The 16,738-nt window shown below is 42.2% G+C and carries 11 protein-coding genes; 10 read left to right on the forward strand and 1 reads right to left on the reverse strand.

The features are described 5' to 3' along the window. Positions 1-218 precede the first annotated feature (218 nt). Positions 219-1,304 carry a hypothetical protein gene (locus QVD32_RS08720; protein ID WP_118687516.1) on the reverse strand — a complete coding sequence of 362 codons (1,086 nt, stop codon included), beginning with the start codon at positions 1,302-1,304 and terminating at the stop codon, positions 219-221. A gap of 190 nt (positions 1,305-1,494) precedes the next feature. On the opposite strand from QVD32_RS08720, the gene QVD32_RS08725 reads away from it, so the two are divergent. The 10 genes from QVD32_RS08725 to QVD32_RS08770 all read left to right on the forward strand — a co-directional run bounded on the left by QVD32_RS08725 (position 1,495) and on the right by QVD32_RS08770 (position 16,414). Further along, a complete protein-coding gene (locus QVD32_RS08725) occupies positions 1,495-2,661 on the forward strand; it encodes an exo-beta-N-acetylmuramidase NamZ family protein (protein ID WP_021892351.1) in 1,167 nt (388 codons plus the stop codon). A 25-nt stretch (positions 2,662-2,686) separates the two neighbouring features. After that, the gene (locus tag QVD32_RS08730; protein ID WP_021892350.1) at positions 2,687-4,153 is read left to right on the forward strand and encodes a sodium:solute symporter; all 1,467 of its coding nucleotides are present in this window, start codon (positions 2,687-2,689) and stop codon (positions 4,151-4,153) included. A gap of 5 nt (positions 4,154-4,158) precedes the next feature. Further along, positions 4,159-6,642 (forward strand): bifunctional glycoside hydrolase family 9 protein/polysaccharide deacetylase, encoded by a 2,484-nt coding sequence (locus QVD32_RS08735; protein WP_021892349.1) that lies wholly within the window; start codon positions 4,159-4,161, stop codon positions 6,640-6,642. Positions 6,643-6,818: 176 nt separating this feature from the next. Next, positions 6,819-8,168, forward strand: coding sequence for an MATE family efflux transporter (locus QVD32_RS08740; RefSeq protein WP_046412571.1), 1,350 nt, complete (start codon positions 6,819-6,821; stop codon positions 8,166-8,168). 68 nt (positions 8,169-8,236) lie between these two features. Further along, positions 8,237-8,881, forward strand: a complete 645-nt coding sequence (locus QVD32_RS08745; RefSeq protein WP_021892347.1) for a GNAT family N-acetyltransferase — start codon at positions 8,237-8,239, stop codon at positions 8,879-8,881. 105 nt (positions 8,882-8,986) lie between these two features. Then, positions 8,987-9,334: a DUF8478 family putative metalloprotein gene (locus QVD32_RS08750; protein WP_287710198.1), complete on the forward strand. Its 348-nt coding sequence runs from the start codon at positions 8,987-8,989 to the stop codon at positions 9,332-9,334. Between the two features lie 89 nt (positions 9,335-9,423). After that, a complete protein-coding gene (locus QVD32_RS08755; protein ID WP_021892345.1) occupies positions 9,424-11,727 on the forward strand; it encodes a TonB-dependent receptor in 2,304 nt (767 codons plus the stop codon). Positions 11,728-12,181: 454 nt separating this feature from the next. Beyond that, on the forward strand, positions 12,182-13,261 hold the full coding sequence (locus tag QVD32_RS08760; protein ID WP_271696359.1) for a DUF3575 domain-containing protein: 1,080 nt from the start codon (positions 12,182-12,184) through the stop codon (positions 13,259-13,261). Positions 13,262-13,269: 8 nt separating this feature from the next. After that, positions 13,270-14,367 carry a DUF6562 domain-containing protein gene (locus tag QVD32_RS08765; RefSeq protein ID WP_021892343.1) on the forward strand — a complete coding sequence of 366 codons (1,098 nt, stop codon included), beginning with the start codon at positions 13,270-13,272 and terminating at the stop codon, positions 14,365-14,367. Between the two features lie 34 nt (positions 14,368-14,401). Next, positions 14,402-16,414, forward strand: coding sequence for a DUF6562 domain-containing protein (locus QVD32_RS08770; RefSeq protein ID WP_021892342.1), 2,013 nt, complete (start codon positions 14,402-14,404; stop codon positions 16,412-16,414). Positions 16,415-16,738 lie beyond the last annotated feature (324 nt).

The raw sequence follows: 16,738 nt of genomic DNA on the forward strand, positions 1-16,738 counted from the left end.
TAGGACTCGCAACTACCCCCGGTCCTATCCAAAAGTCGGAGAAGTTCAACCTAACCGGAGGCGTTTCACTTCATCGTTAGCGGATTAAACCCTACCCCTGTACCGGAATGCTGAACAGGAGAGAAGGACTAAGCCCCTCGGTAACGAGAGCAGAGAGGAATAGTACGATTACCGGACTTATGGCAATTTCGACGCCCTTCGATTTGATATATATACTGTTAGAACTCGTGTATTTTGAAAGGTTTGTTACCAATTTGGGAAGCTAAGCGAGGAAACCCGCTATTGTACATTTTACCGGTCTTAAAGAGAACAAGACTTTCAGCACCGCTCAATAGGAACATATCGAGGAAGGTTTTCATATAGGCCGAAGTATCGGTTGTTTTGTATCTGATGTGAATCACTTTTCCGGGTATAATATAGGTGCGGGGTAGTGTACTCGCTTTTGCAAGGAAACGTTCACTGTCGGAGGTTACTAATATTTTGTAAAATTCGGGTAAAGTATCTATGAATTTTTTTAATTCGATATAGCATTGTTCTATTAGTAGCTTCTGTTCTCTGGGAGGAAGCATTTCGTCCATACCCTCTGAGTCTTTGAAATCACCGAGTAATTCGAGGAATCGGAAGGAAGCGGCCACATATTTTTCCCCGATGTTTTTGTGATGTAAATCAATGAGTGATTGTAGTTTTTCGGAGGGTGTGAAAAGTTCTCTGAATAAGTTTGGAAACGCTTGGGTATGTATGATGCTGTTGGTGTAGATGTGATATTGTAGATATTGAGAGTTTAGAACGGTATCGTCGAATATTTTTTTATCGATGATACTTTGTCGGGAAGCATGAATATTAGGCAATGTGTCGATGACTACGATTTTAGAGTCAGATAGAGAGTATTTGATTTTTTCTTGTTCTATAATCCAGTTAATTTTATTGGGGAGCATGTATTCGGTCAATTCGAACGGATAGGTCCAGTTGATTTTGAAGTCGATGTGTTTTTCCTTGCATAAGGAGTAAATAGACAATATTCCCCGTAGCTTGTCTGCCAATCCCGGATTGTAAATGGTATTGTCTACCATTATGATTATGCATTTGTTCCCTGTATGAATGCATGGTGAGTCGCTTGTTCCCGTTGAATAACGTTGTTGCAATAAATCGATAAACCATCTTGCAGACTCCTCTTTCATCTTTTTTACGGTTTTGGAAGATGGAGATTTATAGACCGAGTTGCAATAGTTTAGAATACGATTATATATGGAGGTAAACATGAACTTGCAATTCTTATGAAATGATTGTTGAGTATACTTAATCATTGAAAATGGGTGTTTGTATCATATTGATTTTTCTTAGACAAATATATAATATTATAATTTAAAAGGGAACGACTTTCTATATAGTTTATAAAATCTATTAAATATTTTTATACGGGTTGTCTTGTTCTGAAAATGTGTTTACATTTACAAATAAATTGTGAAATATAGTGCTATGAGACGGATAAATGCCATGGGAAAGCAAATCTTATTTTTATTGTTCATTTGTAGTATTTCTATTGTTCAAGCCGAGGAAAACCGTGTTATCGTAGGGGCTGAAAGAACGGCTGAATATTATCCTCTTTTGGAAGGAAAACGAGTAGCCGTTTTTTCCAATCATACGGGTATGATTGGTAATAGACATTTAGTAGATGTTTTGGTCGGAGAGGGTTTGAATGTGGTAACTATCTTCTCTCCCGAGCATGGGTTTCGAGGAAATGCCGATGCCGGAGAGCATGTGTCGGGGTCGATCGATCCTAAGACAGGAATAAAAATAAGTTCGCTGTATGATGGAAAATCAGGACGTCCGTCGGACGAATCTATGCGTATGTTCGATGTTCTGGTAGTCGATATTCAAGATGTGGGACTACGGTTTTATACCTACTATATTTCAATGGTTAAGTTGATGGATGCATGTGCCGAACATGGTCGTATGGTGATTGTTTTGGATCGTCCGAATCCTAACGGTCATTATATCGACGGGCCTATTCTTGATATGAAATATAAATCAGGAGTAGGTTGGTTGCCTATACCGGTAGTGCACGGTATGACTTTGGGAGAATTGGCTCGTATGGTAAACGGGGAGCGTTGGCTCTCCGATGGTCGCATTTGTGATTTGACTGTAATACCGTGTAAAAATTATACACATCGAACTATGTATGAACTTCCCATTCCTCCTTCTCCTAATTTGCCGAATATGAAATCGATATATCTTTATCCGTCGACTTGTTATTTCGAGGCGACTCCGGTAAGTTTGGGCCGGGGAACCGATTGGCCGTTTCAAATTTATGGACATCCCAACATGGTAGGTTATACGTTCTCTTTTACTCCTCGTAGTGTGCCGGGAGCGAAAAATCCTCCTTTGTTGAATAAGAAATGTTACGGTGTGGATTTGACTCGATTATCCAATGAAGAAATATGGGAAAAGGGTATTAATTTCGATTATGTGATAGATGCTTATCGCAACCTTAATTTAGGAGATCATTTCTTTCGCCCGTTTTTCGAGAAATTGATAGGTGTGGATTATGTACGTGAAATGATAAAGGCGGGGAAATCGTCCGAAGAAATAAAGGCTATGTGGCATGATGACGTAGAAAAATTCAGAGAGCAACGTCGTCCTTATTTATTATATGAAGAGTAATAACCATTAAATTTAATAAAAACAAATGACACCTGCTGTTGTCTTGATCACCATTTTTGCTTATTTCATTGTGTTGTTCGGTATTTCCTATATAGTAGGACATAGAGCCGATAACCAGGGCTTTTTTGTGGGTAATCGTAAATCTCCTTGGTATGTTGTAGCTTTTGCCATGATTGGCTCTATGATTTCAGGCGTAACATTCATTTCGGTTCCGGGTATGGTTGCGGCCAGCGGCTTTTCCTATTTACAAATGGTTTTAGGTTTCGTGGTCGGACAGATACTGATTGCTTATGTGCTGGTTCCGCTATTTTATAAAATGAACTTAGTTTCCATTTATGAGTATTTGGAGAACCGGTTCGGCATGTCTTCCTATCGTACGGGAGCTTGGTTTTTCTTCATATCCAAGATGTTAGGTGCTGCGGTAAGATTGTTTTTGGTCTGTGTGGTTTTGCAGTTACTCGTTTTCGGGCCGATGAAGTTACCATTTCTTTTAAATGTAATTTTTACAGTAGGATTAGTTTGGCTTTATACCTTTCGAGGTGGAGTAAAGTCATTGATTTGGACCGATACGTTGAAAACCGTGTGTCTCATTGTTTCTGTCATATTGTGTATTTATTATATCGCTACCGATTTGCATTTGGACTTTGGCGGTTTATGGCAGACGATAAACCAATCGGATATGTCGCGCATGTTCTATTTTGACGATGTGAACGATAAGCGATATTTCTTTAAACAATTCTTGGCAGGGGTCTTTACGATGATTGCCATGAATGGTCTCGACCAAGACATGATGCAACGAAATTTGAGTTGCAAGAACTTCAAGGATTCTCAAAAAAATATGATAACTAGCGGTATTTCGCAGTTTTTCGTAATATCTCTGTTTTTGATGCTGGGCGTTCTTTTGTATGTATATGCCGAGATAAACGGCATTCAAGCTCCACAAAAGAGTGACGAATTGTTTCCTATGATTGCGACACAAGGATATTTTCCTGTAATTGTCGGAATTTTGTTTGTTGTCGGACTTATATCTTCGGCATATTCGGCAGCAGGCTCGGCTTTGACCGCATTGACAACTTCGTTTACAGTCGATATTCTGGGTGTGAAAGGTAAAAGCGAAGACCAAGTTGTCAGGCTTCGTAAGCGAGTGCATGTGGGTATGGCCGTGGTCATGGGTATTGTGATTTTTGTTTTTAACTTGCTCAATAATACGAGTGTCATCGATGCCGTTTATATTTTAGCCAGTTATACCTATGGTCCTATATTGGGGTTATTTGCTTTTGGTATATTTGTAAAGAAGCAGGTAAAAGATAAGTACATACCATTGGTTGCCATACTTTCACCTATTCTTTGCTTTATATTAGATCGGAATTCTCAGACTTGGTTCGGAGGGTATTCGTTCAGTTATGAATTACTGATATTGAATGCTCTGTTCACATTCATAGGTTTATTGTTCCTGATAAGGAAACAGACCCCCGGATCCACAAAATCATAAGGTGTATGAAGTACAGTATTTCCGGTATCATAATAGGGCTTGTTTCTCTTCTTTCATCTGTGTCTGCGGGCGAATGGATTCGTATCAATCAATTAGGTTATTTGCCCGAATCTCCTAAGGTAGCGGTATTTATGAGCGAAGGAAAAGCTGCTGTGGAAGAATATGTACTTGTCGAGGTGTTTACCGGGGAGATTGTGAAGCGGTTTGATAATCCGAAAAAGGCGAATACATGGGGACGTATGCAGTCTGTTTATCGTCTCGATTTCAGCGATTTTAAAACAGAGGGAACTTATGTGTTAAGAGTAGGGGAAACTATGTCTCCTCGGTTTGTCATAGGTAATCGGGTATATGACGGAACCGCCGATTTCATCTTGCGGTATATGCGACAGCAACGTTGCGGTTTTAATCCGTTCGAACGGGACAGTTGCCATATTCACGATGGATATATCGTTTATCACCCGACGAGAAATGGCGAACGAATCGACGTTCGGGGTGGTTGGCATGATGCGAGCGACCAGTTACAATATGTCACCACATCGGCTAATGCTACCTATCAAATGATGTTTGCCTATTTGAAAAATCCGGAGGTCTATGGAGATGTGTACGATGCATACGGTTTACCCGGAGCAAACGGCATTCCCGATATTGTCGATGAGATTAAATGGGGGTTGGATTGGCTTAATCGTATGGATCCCTCGAAAGGCGAAATGTACAATCAAATTGCAGACGACCGAGATCACAAAGGCTTTAAATTACCCTCGCAAGACCATATAGATTATGGTTGGGGGAAAGGTACGGGACGTCCTGTTTATTATTGTTCGGGAAAGCCTCAGGTGCGAGGCGAGTTCTCCAATGCAACGACTGGTGTTGCCAGTACGGCTGGGAAATATGCATCTTGCTTCGCATTGGGAGCCGAGATATTGAAAGATTTTTATCCCGATATGGCCGATACTTTGCTTGTTAAAGCTCGTGAGGCCTATTGGCATGGAGCGAATAATCCCGGAGTTTGCCAAACAGCTTCGGTCGTTTCTCCATACATTTATGAGGAGTGTAACTGGACTGACGACATGGAATTGGCAGCCGTTCAATTATATGTATCTACGGGAGAAACCTCTTTTTTACAAGAAGCTGTCGAATATGGAAGATTCGAACCGGTTACACCGTGGATGGGAGCCGATAGTGCTCGTCACTATCAATGGTATCCTTTTATTAATTTAGGGCATTATCATTTGGCGAGTGTGAGCGATTCGCGCATAAGTAAGGAGTTTGGACGCAATTTGCGTAGTGGTATCGAACGAGTTTATGAACGGGCGCAGGGAAATCCTTTTTTGAATGGAATCCCGGCAATATGGTGTTCCAATAATTTGACAGTCGCTATGGCTACACAATGTCGCCTTTATCGTGAATTGACAGGTGATAACCGATATCGGGAGATGGAGTCCTCGTTGATCGATTGGTTATTCGGGTGCAATCCGTGGGGTACGAGTATGATTACCGAGTTACCTTTATGGGGCGATTATCCCATCAATCCGCACACGCCGTTAATCGCTTTGGGTGTTGGTACGACAGTCGGTGGATTGGTCGATGGCCCCGTATATTCGTCCATCTTCGATAGTTTGAGAGGCGTTCGTTTGACGAGAAGAGATCCTTATGCCCGTTTTCAATCAGAGGTAGTATATCATGACGATATACAAGATTACTCTACGAATGAACCTACGATGGACGGAACGGCCAGCCTCAGTTATTTGCTGTCATCTCTGCAAAAGGAAGGTATGAAATCTCGCGGATTGGATAGAAACGAGTATGCTTATGGAGGAATCGTCCGTACCGATGCCGAGAAGAAACAAATTTCGCTTGTTTTTACGGCTGCTGATAAGAGCGATGGTGCTCGGCGTATTTTAGAAGTTTTGGGAAAATGCGATGTGAAAGGTTCATTTTTCTTCACCGGCGAATTTTATGAGCGTTTCCCCGAGACTATACAGACTTTGTACAATGCCGGACACTATGTAGGGGCTCACGGCGATGCGCATCTGTTATATTGTGCTTGGGAAAATCGGGACTCTACTTTGGTAAGTCAAGCACAGTTCGAGCAAGACATGTTAGATGTATATGCTCGCATGCGCAAATCTGGTATAGATGTATCGCGATCCAATCTGTTCATTCCTCCTTATGAATATTATAATGAGAAGATTTCAGCTTGGGCGAGAGGATTAGGGTTAAGGCTTGTGAATTTTACTCCCGGCACATGGACCAATGCCGACTATACGACTCCCGATATGAAGAATTATCGTAGTAGCGAGTCTATATACGATAGGGTAATGGAGGTCGAAAAACGCAATGGATTGAATGGTCATATTATGTTGTTTCATTTAGGAACCGATGACAAACGTACCGATAAGTTTTATGAGCGCTATCTCGAACGGCTTATTCGTGTATTGCAGAGAGAAGGATATACATTCGTCGCACTTCCCGAAGCCGTGGGAAAATAAAAGACGATTCGGAATTTTTATAAAAGAATTTGGTTCGTAGCGAATTTAGACCCATCTTTGCACCCGAAAAATAAGGAAAATCCTCATCGGAGGGTATTATAATGATAGTTGTAATGCCGGATAAGATGAATGGTGAAAATCATTCTCTTGTCCGGCTTTTTCTTAAAAGTGGTTTTATGAAAGAATTGGATTTGACGAAAGGGAGTGTACTCAAAACGCTACTTCAATTTGCCGTTCCTTTTTTGATTGCGAATCTGCTTCAAGCTCTTTATGGCGGAGCCGATCTGTTTGTAGTAGGGTGGTTCGACGATGCCGCCAGTGTCGCTGCCGTTGCCATTGGTAGTCAGGTTATGCAGACGATTACAGGGATTATTTTAGGACTGACCACCGGTACTACGGTCGTTATAGCTATGGCAACGGGTGCGAAGAATTATCGCGATGTCGTGACTTCTATCGGTACGTCCATTTGCCTATTTGCTTCGGTCGGTTTGTTCTTGACGTTGATTATGGTTGTTTCTCATAATTATATTGCTGTTCTCATGCACACGCCGGTCGAGGCCATGCGTGATGCAAAACATTATTTACTGATTTGTTCGATAGGCATTCCGTTTATTATGGGATATAACGTTGTATGCGGGATTCTTCGAGGATTGGGCGATTCGAAAACTCCGCTTTATTTTGTCGCTTTGGCTTGTGTTATCAATATCGTGTTTGATGTCGTTCTTGTCGGTTTTTGTCATTTGAGAGCGGCAGGAGCAGCGATTGCCACGGTATCTTCACAAGGCATTAGTTTTTTAACGGCACTCTGGTTCCTCCATAAACGAGGATTTCATTTCCCTTTTTCCCGTCGGGATATTCGATTAAGTCCTATTCTTTCTCGCCGGATTTTTGTATTAGGAGCGCCTATCGCTTTACAGGATGCTTTGGTGAATGTATCATTTTTATTGATAACCGTTATTGTCAATCAAATGGGTGTTATTGCTTCGGCAGCATTGGGAGTCGTCGAGAAAATTATCGTATTTGCCATGTTGCCCCCGATGGCCATATCGTCGGCAGTAGCTACGATGACGGCTCAGAATTATGGGGCGGGATTGTTGTTGCGAATGAAACGCTGCCTTTATTCGGGAATTGGTATGGCATTGATATTCGGGGTATCGGTCTGCGTTTATTCCCAGTTTTTGCCCGATACGTTAACCGGAATCTTTACAAAAGATCCGGCTGTAATTGCAATGGCTTCCGAATACTTGCGTGGATATAGTATCGACTGTATTATCGTCAGTTTCGTGTTTTGTATCAATTCTTATTTCAGTGGGCAGGGAAATTCGTTATTCCCTATGATTCATAGTATAATAGCGACTTTCGTTTTTCGTGTCCCGTTATCTTATCTGTTCGGGCAGATAGACTCGGCATCATTACATCTGATGGGATTTGCTCCTCCTATTTCGACATTTGTTTCGTTGCTGATTTGTATTTGGTATATCAGACGAACGAACCGTAAATTGGAGTATAAATTCCGATCGTTGTAAACGATAAAATCTATTTTATATGAAGCATTTTGTATTTTTGTGAAAAATGAGTGAAAAGAGACGTCTGTATGGAAATAGAACTTAGAAATGAACGTTTCTCGGACTATCCTGAAACAGAAAATGTAGTTCGGGAGGCTTTTTGGAATCGTTATTCTCCCGGGTGTTGCGAACATTATTTGATTCATATCATGCGGTATAGTCGGGCGTTTGTACCGCAGTTGGATTTTGTTGCCGTATTCGATGATAAGATCGTTGGGAATATAGTCTTTTTGAAATCGGTCATTCAAGCCGATACCGGAAAAGAATACGAGGTTTTATCTTTGGGGCCTATTTCGGTGTTGCCGGAATATCAGAACATGGGTATCGGGAAAAGATTGATCGACCATACTCGAAATTTAGCCAAATGTATGGGCTTTCGTGCAATCTTATTATGCGGGGATCCCGACTACTATTTGCGAAGGGGATTTGTGCCTGCCGAGACCTTAGGAATACGGACAGCAGACGACATGTATGCCGATGCGTTGCATGTGTGCGAGTTATATGAAAACGCATTATCCGATGCAAGAGGACGTTATATTGAAAATCCTGTATATAATATAGATGAATCTCAGGCTATTGAGTTCGATAAAAAATTTGAACCGAAAGAACTTGTTGTCGGGATTCCTTCTCAGAAACGCTTTGACCGAATAGTAGCCATGCGAAGAAAGGCTTGATTGGGAATTATCGTAGTTTTGAAATAAATGATGACGGTGTTTGTTTTGTAATTTTTGCGGAATCGATAAAAAAATCTTAAATTTGTATTTTTAATAGAAATACCTTTGAAACAGTTGCTCCATAAAATAGCGAGATATTTTCTGCCTGTACTATTCATTTCGTACATAGGCTGTATTTCGCTGTTCACACACTCGCATGTAGTCAATGGAGTGACGATTGTCCATTCTCACCCGTATAAACCGGGAACGGAACACGAACATACAACGGCTGAGTTTCAGTTGATACACATGTTGTCCAGTATCGAGACGGAGAATCCGTCGATGTGGACTTTTGTATCGGTGATTTTGTTTTCTTATTGCAGCCGGTTGTTTTTCCCGTCCAGATATTTCTGTCTCATTTCCGAGAAATGGGGCGCTCATGGTTTGCGAGCTCCGCCCGTTTCGGTTCTGTAATATGATATATTTAGGAGAAAAGAGTTGTTGTCCTTATCTTATTTCAAGGTAGGGACAACAGATTGTATTTTATTATTTAGAATCGAAAAATGAAGAATTATATATTATTATGGGTATGCCTGTGGTGTGCCGGGCAGTTATGTGCCGAAACTGCCGTATCGAAATCTTTGGACATCAATATTGTCGGTCATGTATTGGATAAGAACACACGAGAACATTTACCGTATATTTCAGTTGTTTTGAAAGGTACGACTATCGGTGTAATGACCGATGCATCGGGTCACTATTTTTTGAAAAATTTGCCGGAGGGAGATTTCTTTCTCGAAACCTCTTCCGTAGGATATAAGACAGAGCGTCGTAAGGTTTCGCTGAGGAGGGGGACGACTTTGGAAATCGATTTTGAAATCGAAGAGGATGCCGTTGTTTTAGACGGGGTTGTCGTTTCTGCCAATCGTAGTGAAACCACACGCCAATTAGCGCCGACTTTGGTCAATGTTTTGAATATAAAGACGTTTGAAAATACCAACTCCAACTCTTTGGCACAAGGCCTTAATTTTCAGCCGGGTGTCAGGGTCGAGAACGATTGTCAAAACTGCGGTTTTCAACAAGTACGTATAAATGGGCTCGACGGTCCGTATACACAGATATTGATGGATTCTCGTCCCATATTCAGCGCATTGTCGGGTGTATATGGGTTGGAACAGATTCCGGCCAATATGATAGAGCGAGTGGAAGTGATGCGGGGAGGAGGTTCTGCATTATTCGGTGCTTCGGCAATAGCGGGGACAATCAATATTATTACGAAGGAACCGTTGCGTAATAGTGGTTCGATAGCGCACAGTATCACTTCTATTGGTGGAAGCGGCGACTTCGACAATAGCACTTCGCTGAATGCTTCGCTCGTAACCGACAATAATAAAGCCGGTATTTACATTTTCGGGCAGAATCGTCAGCGAAGCGGTTACGACCACGATAACGACGGGTTCACAGAGTTGCCCGAATTAAAGGCTCAGACATTGGGCTTTCGCTCTTATTTGAAAACCAGCAATTATTCCAAACTAACGTTTGAATATCATCATATCAGTGAATATCGACGAGGTGGCGATCGCCTGAACCGTCCGCCGCACGAAGCCGATATAGCGGAGCAGTTGAATCATTCTATCGACGGAGGAGGTTTGAATTATAGCCTGTTTACTCCCGATGAAAAACATCGGGTTAATGTATATGCTTCGGCTCAGCATATCGGCAGGGACAGTTATTACGGAACGGAACAAAATCTTAACGCATACGGCGAAACGGAGGACTTGACTGTCGTGGCAGGTACTCAATACATATACAGTTTCGATAAATGTTTGTTTATGCCTGCCGATTTAACAGCCGGTATCGAATATAATTATGATAATTTGCGAGATGAGATGAAAGGGTATAATCGCAAGACTCGTCAAGAGGTACATACCGAGAGTGCTTTTTTGCAAAACGAATGGAAGAACGATCGTTGGAGTATCCTTGTTGGAGGACGGTTGGATAAACATAATCTGATAGATCATGTCATTTTCAGTCCGAGAGCCAACTTGCGTTTCAATCCTGTTAGAGATGTGAATTTGCGTTTAAGTTATTCTTCCGGGTTTCGGGCTCCCCAAACGTATGATGAAGATTTGCATGTTGCTGCGGTAGGAGGAGAAGCTACGATGATAAGACAAGCTGAGAATTTGAGGGAAGAAAAATCCCACAGTGTAAGTCTTTCGGCCGATATGTATCGTCGTTTCGGGGCTTTTCAATGTAACCTGTTGTTGGAAGGTTTTTATACTCGATTGAATCATGTTTTTGTTCTTGAAGAGATAGGGAAAGACGAAGAACACAATGCGGTGATAAAAGAACGACGTAACGGACAGGGTGCGGAGGTTGCAGGGGTGACGGTCGAAGGCAAGGTAGCCTATCTTTCTTTGGTGCAGTTACAAGCAGGTGTGACTTGGCAGAAAAGTCATTATACAAGGCCTGAAAAATGGAGCAAAGATAGTTCTGTTCCGGCAGAAAAGCGAATATTCCGTACCCCCGATTGGTATGGTTATTTTACGGCCACATATTCTCCGGTAAAACCTCTGAACATAGCTCTTTCGGGAACTTATACCGGTTCTATGATCGTTCAGCACATGAAAGGTTACATACCGAAGGATATAGCTGTAACTACTCCCGATTTCTTTGATATGAACCTGAAAATATCCTATGATTTTTCGTTGTATAAATTCATCACTCTGCAACTGAATGCTGGTATTCAGAATATTTTTAACGCTTATCAAAGAGATTTCGATCAGGGAAAGGAAAGAGATTCGGGTTATATTTATGGTCCCTCTATGCCTCGTAGCTATTTTGCCGGAGCAAAGTTGATGTTCTGAAACAATTTCTAATGTTTATAAACACTTAAAAGCCACAGTTTTGCTGTGGCTTTTATTTTTTATACAAGAGACATGTTTTGTAGGTGTTTGATTATTAGCTATATGTGTTAATATAAAATTATAATTTAACAGATTTTGTTTAATCTATGTAATTTCTGAGTGGTAAATTATCTTTGCATTCAGAATAATTAACATAAGAGGGACCGCAAAAAATCTTTTGAATTTTAATATTAAATGAAATCACGGAGTGAATAAGTGTAATCACATAAAAAGGGGAATCTTGCTAATCTTTTTGGGGATATTGCTTGTGAGCTTGGTTCAAGCTCAAGAATCCAAGTCCCCTATATCTTCATTTTCTAAGAGTTACCCGGATTATGTCGTTTTTTTACCCGAGGGGAAAATAGATTCGGTTTTTTATCATGCGCATTCTTCTATTATACCGGTTATATTTAAAGTGAATAAATACGATTTGTTCCCTAATAAACAATTGGATAGTATCGTCGAAGTGTTGAGCCGAGTACAAAAAAACGCTTCGGTACGTATAGCCTATCTTTGGATCGGAGGAAGCGCTTCTCCCGAGGGGCCCTCGAAATGGAACCATAAGTTGGGGGAGTATCGTTCGCAAGCGTTGGCGAAATATTTATCGAAAGAGACAGGATTTCCGAAGGATTTGATGAGGGTGGAAAATCTGTGGGAAGATTGGTACTCTTTTGAAGTTGCATTGAAGAATGGGGCACAGATTCCCAATAAAGAAAAAGTTCTCGATATTTTGGGGAAAGAGAAAGACAATGAACGGAGAAAGTCGCAGATTATCGCTCTTGACAAGGGCTATACATGGCATAGAATTATTCGCGATATATTCCCTCCGTTCCGCAATGCACGTATGGCTATCGTATGCCATGAACGGCCTGAACGTATTCCGGTAAATGTCGAGAGGTTATCTTTCGACTATTCGTTGCCTGTAAGGGAACCGGTATCTTCGTTTCCGATGAATACGGCAGAAAATCGAAGAAGAGTGATTGCCGTTAAGACCAATTTGTTGTTTGTCGCTGCGCTGACCGCCAATCTCGGTTTTGAGGCCGAGCTGTGGCCTCACTGGTCGATAGACCTTCCGGTATGGTATTCGCCTTACGATATTACATCGACTCGTAAGTTGCGTTTGCTGGCGGTTCAACCCGAAGTACGGTGGTGGCCGGGAGCGGTTATGAATGGTCATTTCATAGGGTTGCATACTCATGTGGCGGGGTTCAATGTCGCCATAAACGATAAGGCGCGTTATCAAGATCCTAACCATGCGCTTTGGGGTATGGGGCTGAGCTATGGATATGCCTTTTCATGGGGAAAGGACAATCGGTGGGGAATAGAGTTTAACATAGGAGTCGGTTTTGCCGAGTACGATTATGATGCCTATCGTAATCGCAGAAATGGCGCTTTATTTAAATCCGGTTCCGATGTCTATTGGGGAGTTACGCGTGCAGGAGTAAATCTGTCGTATAAATGGTCTTTCGCTCGTAGGAATAAGAAAAACAGATAGGAATAGAGATGAAAGAGTTCGGTTTTCATATCATAGCGTTTGTTTGCATTGTGTCGTTATTCGTAACGGCATGTGACAAAACGATCCATCAATATCCCGAGTCGGAGAAAACATGGGTAATGGTGGAACTGAATGCCGATCGTACACCTCCTGTGTATTATAAAGAATTGACGTATGATGCTGAGGGTGAATCTTCGATAAATGATTTAGAACCTGTCCTTTCGGGAAACTACACAGCCGATGAGCGATTGTGTTTGCGCTTTGTTGTCGAGCTGTATGAAATGCCGGGGGCGACGGACGATGTGAATAAAGGCAATCTGGTGGAACGCCGTGAAATATCGGTAGAAAGATTGACAGACGCTCCGCAAGATACATTGTATTTCTGTTTGGCAGATGGAAATTATAAAGTGTTGGCATGGGCCGATTATGTGCCGAAGGAAGAGCCTGCCGATTGGCATTTCAGTACCGATAAACTCGATGCCGTTAGGGCGAATGTATCTCATAAACCGTTGGATAATCATCATAAAAATTCGGCTGCCGGGAATTGTGATTTTACAGTCGATTCGAGCCGAGATGATAAAGCAGGTCCGGTTAGTTTGTCGGGAAATGATGCTTCTGGGGCTGCTGCCGATGGTCGTATGGTTTCGGTATATATGGAGCGAGCCTCTGGCCGTTTTCGGTTATGGGCTACCGATTTACAAGAGTTTAGAAAGAAAAGGAGTGCTGTGGACGATTTGCATATTAAAATCATATACAAGCAATATGTCAGTGTCGGATATAATGTGGGAACAGAAATGCCCAATGCTTTTGTCGAGACTCGTACAATGGAAACCTCTCCCACGACACTGACCGACGATGGAACGCTTCTTTTGGCTTATGATTATGTGCTTGCTTCGGATCGTCGGGAAGATCACGTGTTGGTAGATGTCTTTGTATACGATGAAAATGGGAAAGAAATAAATCATTACCAGAATATCGACGTACCTCTTTATCGCAATAGAGAGACCGTTATTAAGGGGCCGTTTTTGACAAAGACCATAGGAAGCGGCGATATCGGTATTGACGGTGATTTCGATAATGAACATGTTGTGGTGATACCCGATTGAGAATATATTTTTAACCATTTTATATCATTTCATCATGAAAAAGAGTTATTATTTTTTAGCGGGAATGGCTTTGTTGGGACTGATGACAGGCTGTTCCAATGAATTGGACGAACCCGGGGTGAACCCGAATGGCGACGTAGTGCGTATCATGTTCGAAGCTCCCGAAGCCTTGCAGGTGACACGTGCGGTGACTGGTACGAATAGTGCACAAGGAGGATTGACAAACGTAGATTGGAGTAAGTACGATCTTCGTTATCAGGTGGCTGTTTATTCCGAAGATGGTGCGACATTGCTCGTTGCACCCCAGACTCAGGTAGTCGATACCTATGGACCTGTTTCCTTCGAATTTCGTCTTACGCCGAACAATACCTACAAATTTGTAGCGTGGGCCGATTTTGTAAAACAAGGAGAAACGTCCGATTTGCATTACAACACGTCCGATTTTACCAACATTTCGATAAAAGATGGGCTTGATGCTCAATTGAACGACGAGAGTAGAGATGCCTATTTCTTTATGAAAAATATCTCGGTGACACAAACGTTCGGTGAAGCCATGACTTTGAAACGTCCGTTTGCAAAACTTCGTGTGATTACCACCGATTGGGCATCCGAAGGCATGGAGATGCCCGATAATTTCAAGGTCGCTTATCACGATTGTGTACGTTTCTCTGCTTTAAATGCCGTTACCGGCGAGGCTGTCGGTAGTGCCGATGCCGAAAGTTCGAAGGTTTATACCGCAGCGATTATGCAAGATGAAACAGGTGATAAATTTTATGAAGGGGGATATGATGCTACTGCGAATAACCGTACGTTGGTAGTCGACTATCTCATTACCGGCGACGAGCAACGTGCCATACATTTCAGTTTGGAGATGTTGAAAGGAACAGCCCCGGTCGTTACAAAAGATTTTACAACCAATATACCCGTACAAAGGAATTATCTCACTACGATTTTGGGAAATCTGTTGACTGTGGGCGGAACGATAGATGTAGATATTCAGGAAGGTTTCAAGAACGAATGGATCGAGGGCGAAGAATGGTGGAATCCGGAGGAAATCACACCTTCTCAACCGGCTTACGATGAACAGACCAATACCTATTCGGTCTATACGAGAGAAGAGTTTGCTTGGCTGCCTACTCATATAGACGATATGCTTGCGGCTACCCCCGGTTTTACTTTGCGTATCTGCAACGATATAGATATGAGCGGTGTCGAGTGGAGCCCGATTTATCCCGGTTCCAGCGGTAGGACATATACGGTCGACGGACAAGGTCACACGTTGCGCAATTTTTCCATGAGCGGGAAGTTCGGGGCGGTCTATGAGTATAAGCTGGGTTCATTTGTTTTGGGTAGATATAATGCATATACCGGCGTATGGGGTAAATTCGACGGAATCATGAAGAACCTTACTTTCGAAAATATAACGATCAATGGTCTTGCCTATGCGGAGTTCCCGGTAAAAGATGTAGACGGAGAACCCGTCGATCACAGCAAAGAGTTCTCTTATTTTGCAGGGTGTATCGGTTATACCGGAGGTAATCAGTGGAGTATGAACAGCAAGTTCGAGAATGTACACGTCAGACACATACAGATTAAGTCGTCTGCTACTCCTTCTCAAAATCTCGGAGGTCTGGTCGGTTGGATTGGTTCAGGCGGAGGAAGTGCCGGGAATAGAGTCGCCGCTTTAAAAAACTGTTCTGCGACAGATGTACATCTCACGGGATATCAGGCCGGCGGTCTTGTCGGACAAGTGTTAGGCGATCGAGGCGTATCGTTTGACGATTGTCAGACGGAAAATGTCTATATACGTTATTCGAGTATTTCGTCATCATCAGGTTTTATAGGGAATATTGGCGACGGTGGAATTAACATCAGTTGGTCGGCAGCCATAGAAATCAATAATTGCAACCCGGCTCAAAACGTTTATTACATCAATGACAGAACCGGAGAGCCCAATACTACTTATAAACCTCAGAGTCCTTTCTACGGGCATAAAAACAGTGTCGATGTGGTAACGATTACTCCGGAGGAAACGACAGAACCGTAACGATCATCGGGAACAATTTTGTAACAGAATATTATTGTTTGGTAGAATCCAATATAGAAAATGGGGCTGTGTCAAGACATCGACACAGCCCCATTAAAAAAATGACAGTTTCTGACCACGCATACAGAAGTACTCTAAGCAAAAGGGTTAGAAGCTATTTGAATTGATATCTTTAATTTTCTCCTCCCCTGCGCAGTCATTCCCCGTAATGCTGAGGCGCGGCAGGGGAAATTCTGAAATCGGAATACCGCTTGCCTCTCTCAGAATCGCCCTTTATTGGGCTTTCCTCTCTGTATTGTCGCCATACTTCCTCTTCCTTTACTC

The organism is Barnesiella sp. (genome assembly GCF_022723415.1).
Classification (GTDB): Bacteria; Bacteroidota; Bacteroidia; order Bacteroidales; family Barnesiellaceae; genus Barnesiella; species Barnesiella intestinihominis.